Source organism: Listeria sp. PSOL-1 (assembly GCF_902806445.1).
GTDB lineage: Bacteria > Bacillota > Bacilli > Lactobacillales > Listeriaceae > Listeria.
In genome coordinates, this window is record NZ_LR760298.1 from 1835229 (window position 1) to 1852854 (window position 17626).

General features: G+C 36.7%; 11 protein-coding genes and 1 other annotated feature. Of the genes, 7 read left to right on the top strand and 4 right to left on the bottom strand.

Annotated features, from left to right (window positions below):
• Window positions 1–134 precede the first annotated feature (134 nt).
• The 3 genes from G6Q10_RS08920 to G6Q10_RS08930 all read left to right on the top strand — a co-directional run bounded on the left by G6Q10_RS08920 (window position 135) and on the right by G6Q10_RS08930 (window position 7537).
• A complete protein-coding gene (locus tag G6Q10_RS08920; protein WP_163655232.1) occupies window positions 135–4463 on the top strand; it encodes a type I polyketide synthase in 4329 nt (1442 codons plus the stop codon).
• Complete coding sequence (locus tag G6Q10_RS08925) at window positions 4451–4732, top strand: acyl carrier protein (protein ID WP_163655234.1); 282 nt, start codon at window positions 4451–4453, stop codon at window positions 4730–4732. Before G6Q10_RS08920 ends, G6Q10_RS08925 begins: the two co-directional genes overlap by 13 nt.
• A gap of 129 nt (window positions 4733–4861) precedes the next feature.
• Window positions 4862–7537, top strand: coding sequence for an alpha/beta fold hydrolase (locus G6Q10_RS08930; RefSeq protein ID WP_163655236.1), 2676 nt, complete (start codon window positions 4862–4864; stop codon window positions 7535–7537).
• 161 nt (window positions 7538–7698) lie between these two features.
• On the opposite strand, the gene serS is transcribed toward G6Q10_RS08930, so the two are convergent.
• Complete coding sequence (gene serS, locus G6Q10_RS08935; protein WP_163655238.1) at window positions 7699–8988, bottom strand: serine--tRNA ligase; 1290 nt, start codon at window positions 8986–8988, stop codon at window positions 7699–7701.
• 52 nt (window positions 8989–9040) lie between these two features.
• Window positions 9041–9248, bottom strand: a binding site (T-box leader).
• Between the two features lie 124 nt (window positions 9249–9372).
• Between serS and G6Q10_RS08940 the strand changes: the two genes are divergently transcribed.
• The 3 genes from G6Q10_RS08940 to G6Q10_RS08950 all read left to right on the top strand — a co-directional run bounded on the left by G6Q10_RS08940 (window position 9373) and on the right by G6Q10_RS08950 (window position 12851).
• Window positions 9373–9951 (top strand): anthranilate synthase component II, encoded by a 579-nt coding sequence (locus G6Q10_RS08940; RefSeq protein WP_163655240.1) that lies wholly within the window; start codon window positions 9373–9375, stop codon window positions 9949–9951.
• On the top strand, window positions 9951–11660 hold the full coding sequence (pabB, locus tag G6Q10_RS08945; protein WP_163655242.1) for an aminodeoxychorismate synthase component I: 1710 nt from the start codon (window positions 9951–9953) through the stop codon (window positions 11658–11660). The genes G6Q10_RS08940 and pabB overlap by 1 nt, the downstream gene beginning before the upstream one ends.
• Window positions 11661–11771: 111 nt before the next feature.
• Window positions 11772–12851 carry a cell wall anchor protein gene (locus G6Q10_RS08950; RefSeq protein ID WP_163655244.1) on the top strand — a complete coding sequence of 360 codons (1080 nt, stop codon included), beginning with the start codon at window positions 11772–11774 and terminating at the stop codon, window positions 12849–12851.
• 162 nt (window positions 12852–13013) lie between these two features.
• Here G6Q10_RS08950 and G6Q10_RS08955 read toward each other — a convergent pair whose 3' ends face one another.
• Complete coding sequence (locus tag G6Q10_RS08955; protein WP_163655246.1) at window positions 13014–13634, bottom strand: acetyltransferase; 621 nt, start codon at window positions 13632–13634, stop codon at window positions 13014–13016.
• A gap of 260 nt (window positions 13635–13894) precedes the next feature.
• Between G6Q10_RS08955 and G6Q10_RS08960 the strand changes: the two genes are divergently transcribed.
• Window positions 13895–15226 carry an Ig-like domain-containing protein gene (locus tag G6Q10_RS08960; RefSeq protein WP_163655248.1) on the top strand — a complete coding sequence of 444 codons (1332 nt, stop codon included), beginning with the start codon at window positions 13895–13897 and terminating at the stop codon, window positions 15224–15226.
• Window positions 15227–15345: 119 nt separating this feature from the next.
• Here the strand turns inward: G6Q10_RS08960 and G6Q10_RS08965 are convergent, their stop codons facing one another.
• Together G6Q10_RS08965 and G6Q10_RS08970 are read right to left on the bottom strand one after the other, a co-directional pair.
• On the bottom strand, window positions 15346–16329 hold the full coding sequence (locus tag G6Q10_RS08965; protein WP_163655250.1) for a pectate lyase-like adhesive domain-containing protein: 984 nt from the start codon (window positions 16327–16329) through the stop codon (window positions 15346–15348).
• Window positions 16330–17025: 696 nt separating this feature from the next.
• Window positions 17026–17574, bottom strand: a complete 549-nt coding sequence (locus G6Q10_RS08970) for a cysteine hydrolase family protein (protein ID WP_163655252.1) — start codon at window positions 17572–17574, stop codon at window positions 17026–17028.
• Between the last annotated feature and the right edge of the window lie 52 nt (window positions 17575–17626).

Sequence of the window (17626 nt, forward strand, 5' to 3'; positions counted from 1 at the left end):
CGAATTAGATAAAGGCGGCGACTTTTTTGTCAACGAAATCCTCTATGGAAAAAATGCACGGGTCCTAGCCATTGCTGGAGAGGAAGAAAATATGGCTCATTTCATTGAAACAATATTGATAAAGGAGAAAATACATGTCTAAGAAAAAGACAACAGATCAAGATATTGCAATCGTTGGTATGTCTGTCTTTTCTCCAGCGGGAGATAGCGTGGAAGAATTTTGGCAAGGAATCTCCCAGGGAAAAGATTTTATCACAGACGCTCCCAGTGATGTCATTGACCCTTATCATTTTGAAGGAACGCCTAATGGAATTGACCGTTTTTATTGTAAACGAGGCGGTTTTAGCAAAGCATTTAAAGTAGATCCACTACGATACGGGATCTTACCTGTAGCAGCTGATGGAATCGAGCCTGATCAGCTTATATCAATGGCAGGAGCTGAACAAGCTCTTGCCGATGCAGGTGTATTTGAGAAAGAAATTTCCCTTAAAAAAGGAAGTATCATTATTGGAAAAGGGAATTTTTCAGGAGTAGTTCCCCTTCGCAGCCTTGAAATTGTTCGGATGGCTAGACAGTTCACCACCCTTCTTAAGTCCACATTGCCCGAATTAACTGATGAGGATTTGGAAAAAGTAAAAGATGCCTATCAAAGTAAACAAGGCCGCTATCAACCTGATATGGCTATTGGTACCATGCCTAACTTGGTAGCTTCACTTGTAGCAAATAAATTCGACATGCAAGGACCTGCATATACGATTGATGCAGCTTGTGCAAGCGGAATTGTTGCAATTAACCATTCAATGGCCTTACTCCGCAGCGGCGAGTGCGATATTGCGGTTGCTGGAGGAATGCACAGTGGACATAGCGCGATGTTCTGGGGAGCCTTCGATATGCTTGGAGCGATGTCCAGGAAACAAGTCATTGCTCCATTTAGCAAAGATGCAGATGGCCTACTTATTGGCCAAGGCGGAGGATTTATTGTTTTAAAAACATTAAAAAAAGCACAAGAAGATGGCGACAGAATTTATGCAGTACTCAAAGAATCAGCTGTTTGTAGTGATGGCGCTGGTTCTCATGTAACGGTTACATCCGTTGAAGGCCAAGTAAGAGTTTTAGAAAAAGCATGGAAAAAAGCGGGAATGAATCCAGAAGAATTAGGTTATATAGAAGCGCATGGTACAGCTACCATTGTGGGTGATAAAACAGAAATTGCCACATTAAAAACATTCTTTGGCGATAACACTCAAAAGAAAGCTTATGTAGGCTCTGTTAAATCTAACATCGGCCATTCTATGCCAGCTGCTGGAATGATTGGAATCATCAAAACCGCCCTTTCCCTTTATCATAAAAAAATACCACCCACTTTACACTGCGAAAAACCATTACCTGAAATGTTTGAATCACGTTTCATGCCACCACAAGAAGCGATTGATTGGAAAGCAAATGAGCTACCACTTATCGCTGGTGTTAATGCCTTTGGTTTTGGTGGAATTAATGCCCATGCAATTCTTACAGCTTATGAAGAACCAATAAATTCAAAACAGCAGAAAAAGAAACCTTATTTCAGCGAAGCATTAATGATTTCCGCTAAAAGCAATGAACAGTTAATAGAGAAGATCAAAAAAGGCGATTATACGAATACAGGCGGCGATTATCGACTTGTCCTATTCGAACCTACAGAAAAGAAAATCAAACAAGCCCTTTCGATCATTGAAAAAGAAAAACCTTGGCGTGGACGTTTTGATATTTGGTATAGCAATAAACCAATGCTAGCAAACGGTGGAAAGATTGCTTTTATGTTCCCAGGATTTACTCCAGAATGGGAAAGTGAAACAGATTCCTTAAGCAATAGTTTCGACCTTCCTTATATGGAAGAGCTAGTTAATACGCTAGATATCAATAAAGAAGAAGACAAAGCTGCGATTCGCGCTGATTTTACTAATTCCTTGACAAAGCAAGCGCTTGATAAATTAAAGATTGAAGCAGATATGTATTTAGGACATAGCATCGGTGAGTGGCAAGCTGTACGACATGCACAAATGACAGAAGGAAACGGCAATAAAATGATCGAAATCATGCAGGATTGGGACGAACTCGTTGAATATCCTCTTATTGCTGTAAGTGGCATTAGTTTAGAGAAAACACAAAAATGGTGTGCTGAAATACCAGATCTTTACTTAAGTAATGATAATTGCCCTAACCAAGTCATGTTTAGCGGAACAAACGAAGCTGCAGAAAAGCTATGTTCCTATCTTGATGAACAAAAGATTTTTTATACAAAAATGCCTTTTGGCGGAGGATGGCATACTCCACTCATTGCAAAAAGCATGAGCAAAAGCCGAGAGTTCTTAGAATATGTAGAAGTAAAAGAAGGGAAAGTCCCTGTCTGGTCCCCCACCACTCTCGAACGCGTGCCACATGAAAAAGAAAAATATGCTGCATTAGTTTCCGAGCAACTATTTAAACCGGTCTACTTCCGTGGGTTAATTGAAAAATTATACGAACAAGAAAAGGCACGAGTCTTCATCCAAATCGGGAGAGGCCCATTAACCAATTTTGCAGAAGATATTTTAAAAGACAAAGAGTTTGGCACAATAGAAGCAAACGTGAGTACTCGCGACGGCGCAGATCAACTTCGCAGAGTCCAGGCGCTACTCTTCATTGAAGGAAAAGAAGTAGACCCTGCTTTCTTAGGCGTAAAACCTTTATATCAAGTAGATAATAATTTGCTTGTCATTCCACGGGGCGCACCAGAATTTATCACTGATTTGAAAGAATTAAAAGAAGCCGTAACGAAAAGGTATGGAGAAGCTGGTTTTTCTAAAAAGAAGAGCGCTAAAACATCTATTTCAGCCATGGTAGACGATAACATTCGTGACGCAGTGAAAGTTCAACAAGAAATGGAAAAATTATTCGAACAACGATTACAAACGATCATTGGAAAAGAAAACGCTACGAAGTCACTGATTCATTACAAAAAAGGAAAAGATCTAGCACCTTTTGAAGAACAACTCACACTCCAATTTAAAGATCACCCTTACCTTGTAGATCATTCTATCGTGCGCCAACCAGAGTGGTGGGATAAACAAGAAGATTTAAACCTTGTAGTACCATTTACCATGACCATCGAATTATTAGCAGAGATCGCTAAAAAACGAATGCCAGATAAAAAGTTAGTAAAAATCCAAAACGTCGCCGCTTACCAATGGATCGGCTTAGAAAAACCATTTGATGAAAAAGTAAAAGGCAAATGGTTATCAGAAGACACACTCTTCCTAGGGCTTGGTTCCTATGCAAAAGCAGAATTTGTCTTTGCAGATCAATGGTCAGCTCCACCAAAAGAGTATCTTCATGCAATCGATATTGGTGAAAGTATCATGGAACCATATACCAGTGAAAAATTCTATGATTTATTTTCATTCCATGGACCCAAGTATCATTCTTGTAAAGAAGTACTAAAAGTATGTTCAAAAGGGATGCAAACCCTTGCTGAAAAAAAAGAAGGAAAAGGCTCTCTACTTGATATTATGGGGCAACAACTTGGCCTCTTCTTACATTTAACGGCGAAGAAAAATACGATTTCTTTCCCCGTTCGGTTAAAAGAAATGACATTATATGAAGACATATTTGATCAACAAGGTTTATTTGAACATACTTTGCAAATTACACGAATGAATGAATCTATCATCGCCGGAAATATGGTTTTAAAACGCGAAGGAAAAATCTGGTCTGTCGCAAAAGATTTTGTTTGTCAACGGTTTGAGAATCAATTGCCTGTCTGGTACGTTATCTTGAAACCACAAAAAAATCTACTCGCAGAACAACTAGCACCTGGGATATTCATTTTCAACAACACAAACCAAGAAAACATTTTAGGCTTACTTGCTAAAAGATATTTAAATGATAAAGACCGAAAAACATCCGACGCTTTAACATCTGCAAAACTACAGCGCCAGTTTCTTATCAGTCGAATTGCTTTAAAAGATGCCGTGCGCCATTATATCGCAGAGGATAAAGAAAAGATGCTTTATCCAATCGAAATCTTTTCTGACCATGATGACCAAGGAAAACCTTTCGTAACGATTCATGAACATAGTAAAGAGAAAGCAAACGAATGCCACGTTTCATTGGCTCATAAAGAGAATATCGGCGTAGCTATGGTAGCAGATCACGTCATTGGTATTGATATTGAACGCATCGAAGCAAAAAATACTGATTTCTTGAAAGTAGCATTTACCGAAAGTGAACGGGCCCTACTTCATGAACTAGGTAACCAGCCAGAAGACTACATTCGGTTCTGGGTAGCCAAAGAAGCAAGCGCTAAAAAAGCAGGAACAGGATTAAAAGGAAACCCACAAAAGTTCGAAGTCACAAAGGTCGAAAATAACCAATTATACGTAAATGACGATTGTATTCAAACGTCTATTATTGAAGGAGCGTACGTAGTGGGATGGACAATTTAAATGAACAAGCCGTATTTGCAAAACTAACATCATTTATCGTGGACGTTTTGGGAGAAGATGTAGCGGAATTTGTGGAAATCTCTGAGTCCAGCCGCTTTGTTCAAGATCTCGAAATGGACAGTATTCAAATTATTGCTTTTGCAGAAATGGTAAAAAAAGAATATGATATGAACAAAAAATTTGTCGAATGGATTGCTAAAAAATCAATGAAAAAAATTATCAATATGTCAGTGGGAGATGTTGTAACATTTATTATCGACCATCAATAGCATGATTCTTCTCCCTACCATGACTTAAAAATAAACGAAAGAGCTCGCCATTTTTACTGAGCTCTTCCGTTTATTCTAAAAAAAGTATTCATTTCTGTAAGCAACTAGAAAAAATACAAGGAGAAAACAATGGATTATATTGAGATAAAAGGAAAACAAATTCATACTGTAGAATTAAATCCATCTGGAGAAGAAACTGTCATTATGCTGCATGGGCTTTTTACAAACTTATCCCTTTACTACATGACAATTGGTCCAGAATTAGCCAAAAAAAAACGCGTTATTTTATATGATTTAAGAGGCCATGGCATGAGTGAATGGAATGAAGAAGGGTTTTCGATTGCAGCGCTTTCTGAAGAACTGATCAAAATCATGGACTTTTATCATGTCAACAGTGCAGAACTCATCGGTTATAGCTACGGAGCAGCAACTGCTTTATATGCAGCGATAACTTATCCAACACGAGTAAAGTCACTAACATTAATTGACGCCCCTCTTTTCAATGAAGACTTTTTTAAAAACTTAACGCTGAACAGCAAAGAAATGCTTCAAACCTATAAAAAATCAACAAAAATCCCTATAAACAACAAATCAACAGAACGAGCAGAGAAAAAGATTGATAAAATCTTACAACAAGGTCATTTAGAGGAAGCGATTTCAACAAGCCAACAACTACTGACAGAAGAAAAAATTAGCGCGATCAAAAAACCCGTGTTGCTTTTATACGGGACTCGTTCATCATTTGCTCAAACAGGCAAGCGCTTAAAAGAACTCATCCCCCATTCTCAGTTAAACTTTGTTGCTGGAGATCATAATTTCCCAGTCAAAAAAGGCAAGTGGCTTATCCAAAAAATAACGAATTTTCTTTCCAAACAAGATAAACCTGCTTTCTTAAAATTAAATAACATCCAAAAGTCATATTATCTAAATAAAGAAGAATTCCCAGTGCTAAAGGGTGTTAATTTACAAATTGGACATGGAGAATTTGTTTCTATTTTAGGAGAATCTGGTGGTGGTAAATCCACATTAATGAATATCATTGGCGGGTTAGACAATAAATATTCAGGAGAAGTTATCATAAGCGGCCAAAATATCAAAGAAAGCTCCGAAAAAGAACTTGATGCGTATCGCCGCAATACCATTGGCTTCATTTTTCAATCTTTCAACTTAATCAATTATCTTAATGTACTAGATAACGTGTTAATTTCTCTAAAAATGACAAACCTAACGAAAGAAGAACAAATAAAACAAGCAACTGATTTATTAAAACAAGTCGGCTTGGAAGCACATATGGAAAAACACCCTAATCAACTCTCAGGCGGACAAAAACAGCGTGTAGCAATTGCCCGAGCTTTAGCGCATGATCCTACGATTATTATTGCAGATGAACCAACAGGCGCACTCGATGCTCAAAATACGAAAGAAGTCTTAGAGATTTTAAAAAAGATTGCTAAATCTGGAAAATTAGTTATCGTCGTTACGCATTCAAAGGACGTGGCGAATTACGGGACTTATATTGTTCGTCTCGCTGATGGAGAGGTTGAAGAAGAAGAAAGACTACGAAAACCTTATCCGATCAAAAAGCCAAAAAAAACAATTAGTAAACCACTTTCCTTTCCAAACCTTATTAAAATGGCATGGAACCATATTATGTACAATATTAAAAGAAATCTCCTTATCACTTTAGGCGGAGCGATTGGTATTTTTTCGGTGATTTTGATGTTAGCTTTAGGCTCGGGAGGAAACGGTTATATTAATCAACAAATTGGTGAATTGGTGAATCCAAATTCTTTCCAAGTCATGAAAAAAGCAGAAAATACTCAGCAACCAAAGCCTTCTGAAAAAATAGCCAATCAAGATTTGAATGAACTTAAAAAAGTAGCTCACGTTAAAAATGTCCAAAAAGGAATGTTCGTCAGCGGAGCAACTTTCAATTATGAAAAAAACAAAACGCAAACGCCCACTTTCCAAACACTTACAGACAGCGTAAAACAAAATGATATTAAAATAGGCAAGTCGCCGAGGAAAAACGAAATCCTTTTAGAAAAAGGTAAAGCCAAAGAACTCGACAAAAATTATAAAAAATTAATTGGCAAAAAAGTTAAATTATCGCTACAGGCCTTAGACTCTGATAACGTTCCCCAAATTATCTCTACAGAACTCACCATTTCAGGTATTTCAGATGAACAAGGTAGCTCAGCCATTTCCTATGCCACACTAGAATCAATGTATAAGGCGAATAACCTAACACTGACACCTAACTTTATTAATATCTCAGTTGATAAAACCACCAATGTAAAAACTGTTCAAAATAAAATCAAGGATATTAAAGAAGGCAAGAACGCAAAATATTCCATTACAGGAGTTGGTGCAATTCTAGATACCGTCACGCTTTATATTAACCTAGCTGTCTATGTTTTAGCAGCAATCGCTGGCATTTCCCTTCTTGTTTCTGCTATTATGGTGATCGTTGTATTGTATATCTCTGTTTCTGAGCGAACGAAAGAGATTGGTATTTTACGAGCACTTGGCGCTAGAAGAAAAGATATTCGCTATCTATTTGTATCAGAAGCTTTCTTTTTGGGACTTTTCAGCTCTATTTTAGGAGTTATTGGCGCAGTTGTTACCCAAGCCCTTGTTAACCCGATCAGCTATGAACATATCACGTATAACATTATCCAAATTTCACTTGGACATGCCATATTTGGCGTGGTCATCAACATCATCATTAACCTACTTGCAGCCTTAGCCCCAAGCCGAAAAGCAGCCAAATTAGATCCAATCGAAGCATTAACAGTCGAATAGTCAAGAGCTTGTAAAGCGTAGGTTCTACATTTCGAACACAACAAATCGAGCGAAAGCGTTTGTATTAAAGAAGTTTGCCAGAATCCGGAAGCGGAGCGTACGACTGTACGTGAGAACCGGAAGTCTGGCAAACTTCTTCAATGCGAACACTTGTCACCGATTTATTTTGCGTATGCCGCAGTCACACGTTTAATGCCCCCCATGTAAGGTTGAAGCACTTTTGGAATTTGCACTGAGCCATCTTCTTCTTGATAATTTTCCAAGATCGCAGCTACCGTCCGCCCAATGGCAAGTCCAGAACCATTTAATGTGTGGACATACTCAGGTTTTGCATTGGCTTCTCTACGAAAACGAATATTGGCTCTCCGTGCTTGGAAAGCTTCAAAATTACTACATGAAGAAATTTCGCGATACGCGCCGTAACTTGGTATCCATACCTCTAAGTCGTATTTTTTTGCTGCGGTAAAGCCTAAATCAGCCGTACACATACTAAGTACACGATAAGGAAGTTCTAAGCGGCGTAAGACTTCTTCAGCGTTAGCTGTTAATGCTTCTAGCGCTTGATAAGATTCTTCTGGCTTAACAAACTGGACTAATTCGACTTTATTGAATTGATGCTGTCTGATTAATCCACGCGTATCTCGACCAGCTGAACCCGCCTCAGAACGAAAACACGCACTAAACGCAGTATATTTACGCGGCAAGTCTTCTGCTTTTAAAATGTCATCACGATGATAATTTGTTACTGGGACTTCCGCTGTTGGAATTAAGAAATAATCTTCTTTTTCAATAAGAAAAGCATCTTCTTCAAATTTAGGTAATTGTCCTGTTCCTGTCATACTTGTGCGATTTACTAGATAAGGAGGTAACATTTCTTCATACTGATGTTCTGTCGCATGTAAATCCATCATGAAATTGAGCAAGGCACGCTCTAACCGTGCACCCAACTTTTTATAGAAAACAAAGCGACTGCCAGTAACTTTAGCAGCGTTCTCAAAATCTAAAATATCAAGCGCTTTTCCTAAATCCCAATGTGGTTTTGGCTCAAAGTCAAAATGACGAACTTCTCCCCATTTGCGAATCTCAATATTATCATCTTCAGAATCACCTATTGGCGTCGATTCATGCGGAATATTTGGAATTGACATCAAAATTTGCTCTAGTTTTTCATCAATTTCTTTTAATTCTAAATCAAGCGCCTTAATTTTATCGCCAACAACGCGCATTTCTTCAATTTTTGCCTCTGCACTTTGTTTATTTCTTTTAAGCTCTGCAATTTCGGCTGAAACTTCATTCCGCTCGCTTTTTAAGTTTTCTGATTCTAAAATCAATGTTCTTCTCCGTTTATCAAGCTCACCAAATTTCTCAAACTCACCTAAATCTTCCCCACGATGAGTGAGCTTAGCTTTTACTTCTTCAAACTGATTTCTTAGTAATTTAACATCTAACATAATTTCTTCCTCCTTTATAAATTAAAAAACTCCCGCCTCTTCTCTTTTGTAGAGAAGGGACGGAAGTTAACCGCGTTGCCACCCTAAATTGAGACCACTAAGGGTCTCCAGCTTCATTTTGATTTAACGGCTCTAACCGGAATAGCTTCGTCACTATTCACTCCAAGATGGATTCATAAAGCTCTTTCGCAGATTCGCACCACCCATCTGCTCTCTTTTAGAAAGATCTCTTTATTACTAGTTCTCATCAACGCTTTCCTTTGTTTAATTACTTGTATTCTAACTTATGTTGCCACATTTGACAAGCATTTTTTGCTAAGCTTGTTAAAATAAAGATTATCTGCTATAAAAGAAATAAGTAGGTTAAAAGGGGGATTTCACAAAATGATTTTATTAATTGACCATCATGATTCTTTTACGTACAACCTCTATCAATATTTTTTAGAGCTAGGGACGAATGTTGACGTTGTTTATCCTGAAAAACTCGCTCATATTACGAACTTTTCATATTATAAAGGCATTGTTTTATCCCCAGGGCCCGGTTCTCCTGAAACGAAAAAAGAAACGCTTGCCTTTTTAGCTAAAATTCCTACTGATATGCCAATCCTTGGAATTTGCTTAGGTCACCAGATCATCGCTTATCATTTTGGTGGAAAGATAATCAAAGCACCTGCCCCATTTCACGGTAAAACAAGTGAAGTGATGACTTATCCTAGCAAATTATTCCAAGATATCCCCAAAAAAATTACCGTCACGCGCTATCATTCGCTTATTGTTCCACGTGAAACATTACCTAATAATTTATTGATTACTGCAGAAACAGATAACCAGTTGATCATGGCATTAGAACACCGTTTTTTACCAATTATGAGCGTTCAATTTCATCCAGAAGCGATCCTTTCAACCTATGGCCATCAAATCTTAGCTAATTTTTTACAATTTGCTGAAGGGAGAAACAGATAATGAGCCTGTTACAATTTGATTTTGAAGGTATTTCAAAGCGTTTCACTAAACCAATTGAGATTTTACAAACACATTCACTTGCAGAAATTCCAGCCATTTTCGCCCGAGCCGAAGCAGCAAAGGCATCAGGCAAATATATCGCTGGTTATGTTAGCTACGAAGCCGCTCCTGCTTTTAATATAAAAATGAAAACATACGAAAATACAAGTTTACCACTTGTCTGGTTTGGCATTTATGACCGTTATGAGAGCGGAATAAATCTTCCTGCTGATAGCTACCCTTTTTCATTTCAATTTGATACCACTTTTGCTGATTATCAAACTGCCATAAATGAGATAAAGCAACAAATTGCCTGTGGAAATACCTACCAAGTAAACTACACGATCCGCTTAAACACAGAGTATCCCAGCCATGCTAATTGGGCGGGCTATTATCAGCAATTAAAACAAATCAGTGATGTTCCATATTCGGCCTTGCTCGACTTAGATGACTATCAAATTTTATCAGCTTCCCCAGAGTTATTTTTCAAAGCAAGCCAACGTGAAATAACCGTTCGCCCAATGAAAGGTACAGCGACACGCGGACAAACTGAACAAGAAGACAATGAATACTTTCACTGGTTGCAAAATGATCCAAAAAACCGCGCTGAAAACGTCATGATCGTTGACTTACTGAGAAATGATTTAGGACGAATTGCTGTTCCCGGAAGCGTGAAAGTCACCAAACTTTGTGAGCTTGAAGCTTATCCAACGGTTTGGCAAATGACATCTACTATTCGTGCTACGATAAAAAAAGAGATTTCATTATTTAAGTATTTTCAAGCGCTTTTCCCGTGCGGTTCGATTACTGGCGCTCCAAAAATCAGTACAATGAATGTGATTAAAGATTTAGAAACAAGCCCTCGTGAAGTTTATTGCGGTGCCATTGGCTATATTACACCTAATGATGAGATGATCTTTAGCGTGCCTATTCGGACACTTATAGCTGATAAAAGAAAACAAACTGTTACGTATGGCGTTGGTGGAGGAATTGTCTGGGACTCCACCGCAAATAAAGAATATCAAGAAGTACACGCTAAAAAAGCTGTCCTAAATAATGCCTTCCCTGAGTTTGGCTTAATCGAAAGCATGCGTTTAGAAAATGGTGAAATTAAGCGCCAATCCTTGCACAACCAACGCTTGAAGAAAAGTGCTCAGCATTTTAATTTTCATTTTTCAGAGCATGAGATTCAAACAGCTTGGGAAAAGATAGCCAAAAAACACCCAACCAATTGTTTCAAACTCCGTAGTGTGTTATCCAAAGATGGAAGTTTACAGCTTAATGTAAATCCTATTGCTTCAAAAAATGATGTGCAAAGCTTTGAACTTGCTGATCATCCTATAGCTGAGCACCAATTTTTAGCACACAAAACTACAAAAAGAGATTTCTACGAATCCTGCCGTAAATCACATACTGATGAAACATTGCTTTTTAATACACGTGGTGAAATAACTGAATTTATAAATGGAAATATTATGATCGAACAAGATGGCGACTACTTCACTCCACCTCTTTCAGTTGGAATTTTACCTGGAGTCTTTCGGCAAGAATTGCTTAAAACAAAGCGTTTACAAGAAAAAATAATAACAACTACTGACCTAAAAAAAGCCAAATCCATCTGGCTACTTAATAGCGTACGGGAGTTTGTTCAAATGAAAATGTTGGATTAACAAACTCCCTCTTACGAAAAATATGCTATACTTTAAGGTACAGCACTTTATTTTTTTAAATCATTTTGAAAGCGTTTTAATTAATACGCTATTGAAAAGGGAGAGAATCAAATGAAGAATATTTCAAAAATGTTGTGCAGTTCTCTAGTTTTGTCTGTAAGCCTTGTACTTCCAACATCTGTTTTTGCAGAAACCACAAATTCTGGCGAAAAAACGAACACTATCTCACAAGAACTTCCAGAGCCGGAAAAAGCAAACAAAACCACAGCCACAGCCAAACTACAAAATCAAGAAGCTAAACCGCTAGCTACAGCCAAAACAAACCTAAGAATAGAAATCAAGACCAAAGTAAATCCAGCTCTTTTTGTTAACGCTGAAGCGGGTGTAAAATTAACTTTCAAAACAAAACCAATCGTCTCTTCATTAGGAAGACAAAACGTGACTATTCTAGCAATTAATGCGACAAGATCTGAAGAAATCACAGTGAACTATGCTGTCCAAGATACACAAAAACCTAAGATCAAACTGATTGATAAAGTAAATATTCTCAGCTTAGGCGAAGAAAGGTATGCCGGCGAATTTGTTAATGTAAGCGACAATTCAGATAACTATGATATCTTCTTTGCTCATCGAGAACCACATCTTGATACATCTAAAGTCGGCAAATTCTCAGTAGATATCATTGTTCGTGATAAATCAGGGAATGAAACAGAGATAACACTCAACTATGAAGTGATAGACGAGACAGACTTTCTGGATTTGGAATTTAATTATTCTGCCCCAACAATTGACAAAGCCAAATCTACAGCTACTAACATCTATGGTAAAACCCGCCCTAATACTGTCGTTGCTGTTATTCATGCTAAGAGTGAAAAACTGCTAGCCAAAACGCTTGCCACTGATAATGGGAACTTTCATCTTAACTTAAAAAGAAAACCTTTGAAAAAAAAGCAGCTCGTTTATATCCAAAGTATCGATCTAGAACAGGAAGAAATTAGTGCGATCGCTGAGTATTCGTATAATGGCAAAAATGCTACAGCTAAACGCCCAACAACAAACAAAGTTACCACAGCGTCATTTAAAAAAAAGCCAACATTTACCCAACTCCCTAAAACTGGAGATCGCCATCATCCAGAGAGTATAGGCCTTGGCCTCCTTGTAACAGCTCTTTACTTAAAAAAGCGTAGTTGACCGAAGCAGTGGCGAGTTGACTTGCCACTATTTTCTTTGAAAAATTTCATAAAAACTCCATCTTTTTCAGCTATAATTAGCTAGAAAGTTAATAAACAAATAAAAAATTCTTCGTTTGCCAGGTGCTAATTCCTGAAAAACAAAGAATTTAATTTTTTTCTTTTACTTAACTTTTGCAGGATTTCCCATGACCACACTTCCTGCTTCCACATCCTTTGTCACTACACTTCCAGCGCCAACTATCACTTGATCAGCGACTTTAATTTGCGGTAGTAAAACACTTCCAGCACCAATAAAACTTAAATTGCCAACTTGCGATCCGCCAGTAAGCGTAGCATTCGGTGCCACGTGAGCAAAACGGCCCAGCTTACAATCATGTTCAACAACTGCTCTTGTGTTAACAATCACTTGACTACTTAAACAAGAACCATATTGTACAACTGCTCCAGCCATGATTAACGTTCCTGGATAAAGCTCCACACTTTGATCAACCGTAGCAGAAGGGTGCATAATAATGGCATACTTATTCTCAGGGCAACCTAGGAATTGAACTTTTTGGTGACGCACGTTATTATCCCCGATTGCGATAAAAAATAAAGTTGTTTGATCTGTTAAATATGGACTTTTTCCATCAATCTGCTTATAGACGATATTTTGCTCGCAAAAAGATTCCGTATATTTATCATCCCAGATTTCAATTATATTATATTTATCCGCAGCTTTTATAATGCTTTGCACAACTTTACTATGCCCACCATCGCCTATTATAATTAAATTTTTCATATTTTCCTTTCTAAACCATACAAATGAATTTTTCGTTACTATTTATCATACATGATTCGTTAAAAATGAGCAACTGTTGCTTTAAGATAAATTGGGCTTTTTATCCTAAAAAAAGAGATATAAGCGATCAATTTAATATAAATAAATTTTACATTTTAAAACAGGAAACAAGCATCCAAAAAACAATAAACACATTTTTATACTTTCTTATAAAATTTTGTTACTATAAAAGCAGTTATTTAAGTAGGAGGGAATTTGAAATGAAAAAAGGTTTTACGCTTTTTCTAACTATGATCCTCACACTAGCAATGATTCTACTACCTGATGTTTCAGCAAAAGCAGCAACAGATTATGGTTCAGAATTTTTCAATATGGTTAGTTTACAAAACAACGCCGGGAAAGAAACAAATACGTTCAAAAAAACAGATCGCGTTAAGGTAAGTTATAATTGGGCAATTAATCAACAAGTACACAGTGGTGAAACAATGACACTTCAGCTTCCTGAACAGCTTAAATTGGCCAATTCAACACCTTTTTCACTACAAGATGAAAACGGAAATGTAGTAGCAACTGTTACCCCAGACCAAGCAACTGGAAAAGTTACCATCACTTTCACAGATTTTGTTGAAACCCATACAAATATCCATGGAACCTTATTTTTTTGGACAACTTTTGATCAAACAAAAATTAAACTAGATCAAGAAAATAAAATTTCACTACCAGTAAATGGTGGCTATGATGTTAAAAACGTCCTTATCAAAAATACAAATTCTAACGGTGGGAATGGCCAAAATCCAACTTTAGTCCATAAATCTGGGCGTATAGATAGTAAAAATCCATACTTAATCAACTGGACGGTAACAGTAAACAATGCCCTAGTTGAAATTGATAATGCTTATTTAGTAGACACGCTTGGCGCAGGACATAAATTAATTAATCCTGTTCACATCAAATATCGCAATGCAAATAAAAAAACAATTTCCGAAAAAGATGAAACAGTAACAGTAAACAATCAAGCCTTTCAACTTCATTTAGGTACGCTTATTGATCAATCTGTCGTCATCACTTATCAAACAAAAATAGACGGTAATCACTTTAGCTACCGCAACAATGCAACGCTCCATTCCGATAATATTAAACCAGAATCACGCAATGCAACCGTCAATGATTACATTCATGGTGGACACGGTCGAGGAGAAAGTCACCCCTCGCCTCCTCTTGCAGCTGAGCCAGCAACGCATTCCCATGATGAAGATCAAAACGAAGATGTGCCAGGTCTTTCTGCTGCAGAAGCCATCATAACTGGAGAAGAGCCCCCAACTGATACCGTTATTGAAGATGATCAAAAAATATATTACTATACCGTACACAAAGGCGATACACTAAACATTATCGCCCAAGCTTTTAAAACAACAACAACACAAATTGTAAAATGGAATCATTTAAACACAGAAAAAGTTTATGTTGGGCAAAAATTAATCGTTCGCATCGAACCCATACTTCCACAAACAGGCGATTCTAGCGATACTGGCATCCTTTTTGCCGGGTTTGCACTTTTAGGTTTGAGTGGTTGGTTTTTTAGACGTTTTTAATTGGTAATCTTTGTGTCTCGCGATCAATTTTTAGCTTACAAAAAAACAAGCTTTCAAAAATCAAAATGCTGATTTTTGAAAACTTGTTTTTTGAATAATCATTTACTTTTTTTAATAAATCAAATCCCGCTTATCATATCTGCTTTCGTTTCTGGTGCATGGTTAATGTTAAATACTGCTCCAGAACTTGGATGAACTACCCCACGGATTTTTAATGTTGGGTTTGAGTTTTTAGCTGTTGTACGTGCGATATTTGTTGTAGAGTTAGGTAACAATTCGAAGCTACCAGCATGGCCCAGACGGAATAGCTCTCTTGTTGTGTTTACTTTCAATTTAGCTTTTTCGCCTACAGTAATATCAAGCGGACGAGCTACACTGTTATCTACATAAAATAATGTATCATAAGCAACATCAAAGGACACATCTGCATTATCTTTTATTTTTAGATAAGGTGTTGAATCGTTACCTAAACCAAACCAAAATGTGCTATCTACTGTCCCTTTATGTTCAACGTCTAGCTTGCCTCCAATTTGCACGCCTAACCCTTCTACAAATTCTTGAGCTCTATCAGTATCTGGTAATACTTCAGCAATTTTCACTTTAGATACGCCAGAGAAATTAGCAAAGCCATGTACATTATGAACTAATTGTGGGCCTTCATAATTGACGTTTTCATAGTTTAAAGTTACACCTTTCACATGATCATCAACATTTACAGGTCCATAAAAGTTTTTACCAACAATGTTTATATTTTTTAATGAAACTTCTTTGACAGCATTATTAGTATCGACGTAAATCGTACCATGAACACCTCTAGATTTTTCAGTAAGTTTATTTCCTTGCCCGTTAATTACGACACTTTGTTTCTTTGGATTGATTTTGATTCCAGAATCAAGTGAAATATCTTGCGCTAAAAAGATATTGGTCACATTATTATCTTCTTCAAGCGCTGTTTTTAACTCTTTAAAATCTTTTACAGTCGCATCTAAACCTGCTGCCTTTGTTGAATGTTGACTTGCACTTTTCCCTGTTTCAGCCGGTACAGCATAAAAGCCTCCCAAAGCTAAAACTCCTACTAAGATTACTGCTGCTACTTTTTTCATCGTTATTTCCCTCCATTTTATCATTGTTATTACTCTACGCTACTACATGCAAAATAAATGTGTACAGGATATCTGTCTTATTTTAGGATGTGATGCGTCTTTTAAGCCCAATTTTTAGTCAAACGAAGTAGACTCTGTTTATAAAGGAGCAAGGATTAACTTTTTAGAATATAACTAAAAATCGAGTTAAAATTGTCTGTAAAATCAATTTATTTTTTTAAAAAAACCTTATTGTTCTTTCAAAAGAAGTTCTGCCAACCGAATAATACGACAAATTATAAATCCCTCGTTTATTTTTTATAGCATCCAAAGATTTTATTTTTCATTGATCTCGTTTTAAAGTTAAATATTGTCTCCTTTTACCTATCACTAGCTCCTCTCGTTGTTTTTATTCCTTGCTATCTTTATTTCTACTTCTTAATTTTATTGTATAAAGTTAGCACCTAAATGTCAATGATTACAGGTTTTATAAACCTAGCTATCCCAAGGCTTTTAAGCTTTTTTAAAACAAATATTTAACTTTTTTATAAATAAATACATATTTTTATCGATATATTTCGCATTATTGTTAAATTTATTTACAATCTAATCTATTGAATTTTTTCCTACAAAAACTAGCATTAATAGGTAAAATAAATTTGGATATATTAAAATCAGTGAGCATCGGAGATTCTCCTAGACTCACTGATCTTAAAATTAAATGCTTTCAATAACATCTTCTGTCGTTACTATTTTCGCATACTCAGGAAAATGCTGTTCAATATATTGATAGTGATCAGCTGAGCTCTTTGAACTCATTGCATCCTCAATTATAATCAATTGATAACCAGCTTGATGCGCATCATCTGCGGTTGCTGCAACTCCATTAGAAGTAACGACACCTGATAGAAAAATGGTTTCAACGCCTTCTTTTTGCAGCCAATCTTTCAATTCTACAATTGACATAGCGCTTGGTTCGTATTTCATAAATGTTTCAACCTTGTCTGTTTTCAAAAAAACCTCAAGCTCTGGAACAATCGTGCTAAAAATTGCTCTTTCTTCCTCCGTAAAATTAGGCCTACCCACAGTTACAAGTGCTACTGGAAGTTTATTTTCAGAAAAAACTTGCGCAAGGTCAACGTTTCGCCTAATGATATCTTCAACTGTATAAGGCTCCAAATTTGGATTTCGCGCAAAAATACCAGATTGTAAATCAATCATTACTAGTGCTGCTTTTTTAAAAACTTCCCTAGATAATTTAGTCATGATTTCCCTACTTCCTTTCAAGTGCCAGCGATTGCTTTTATCATAACATATC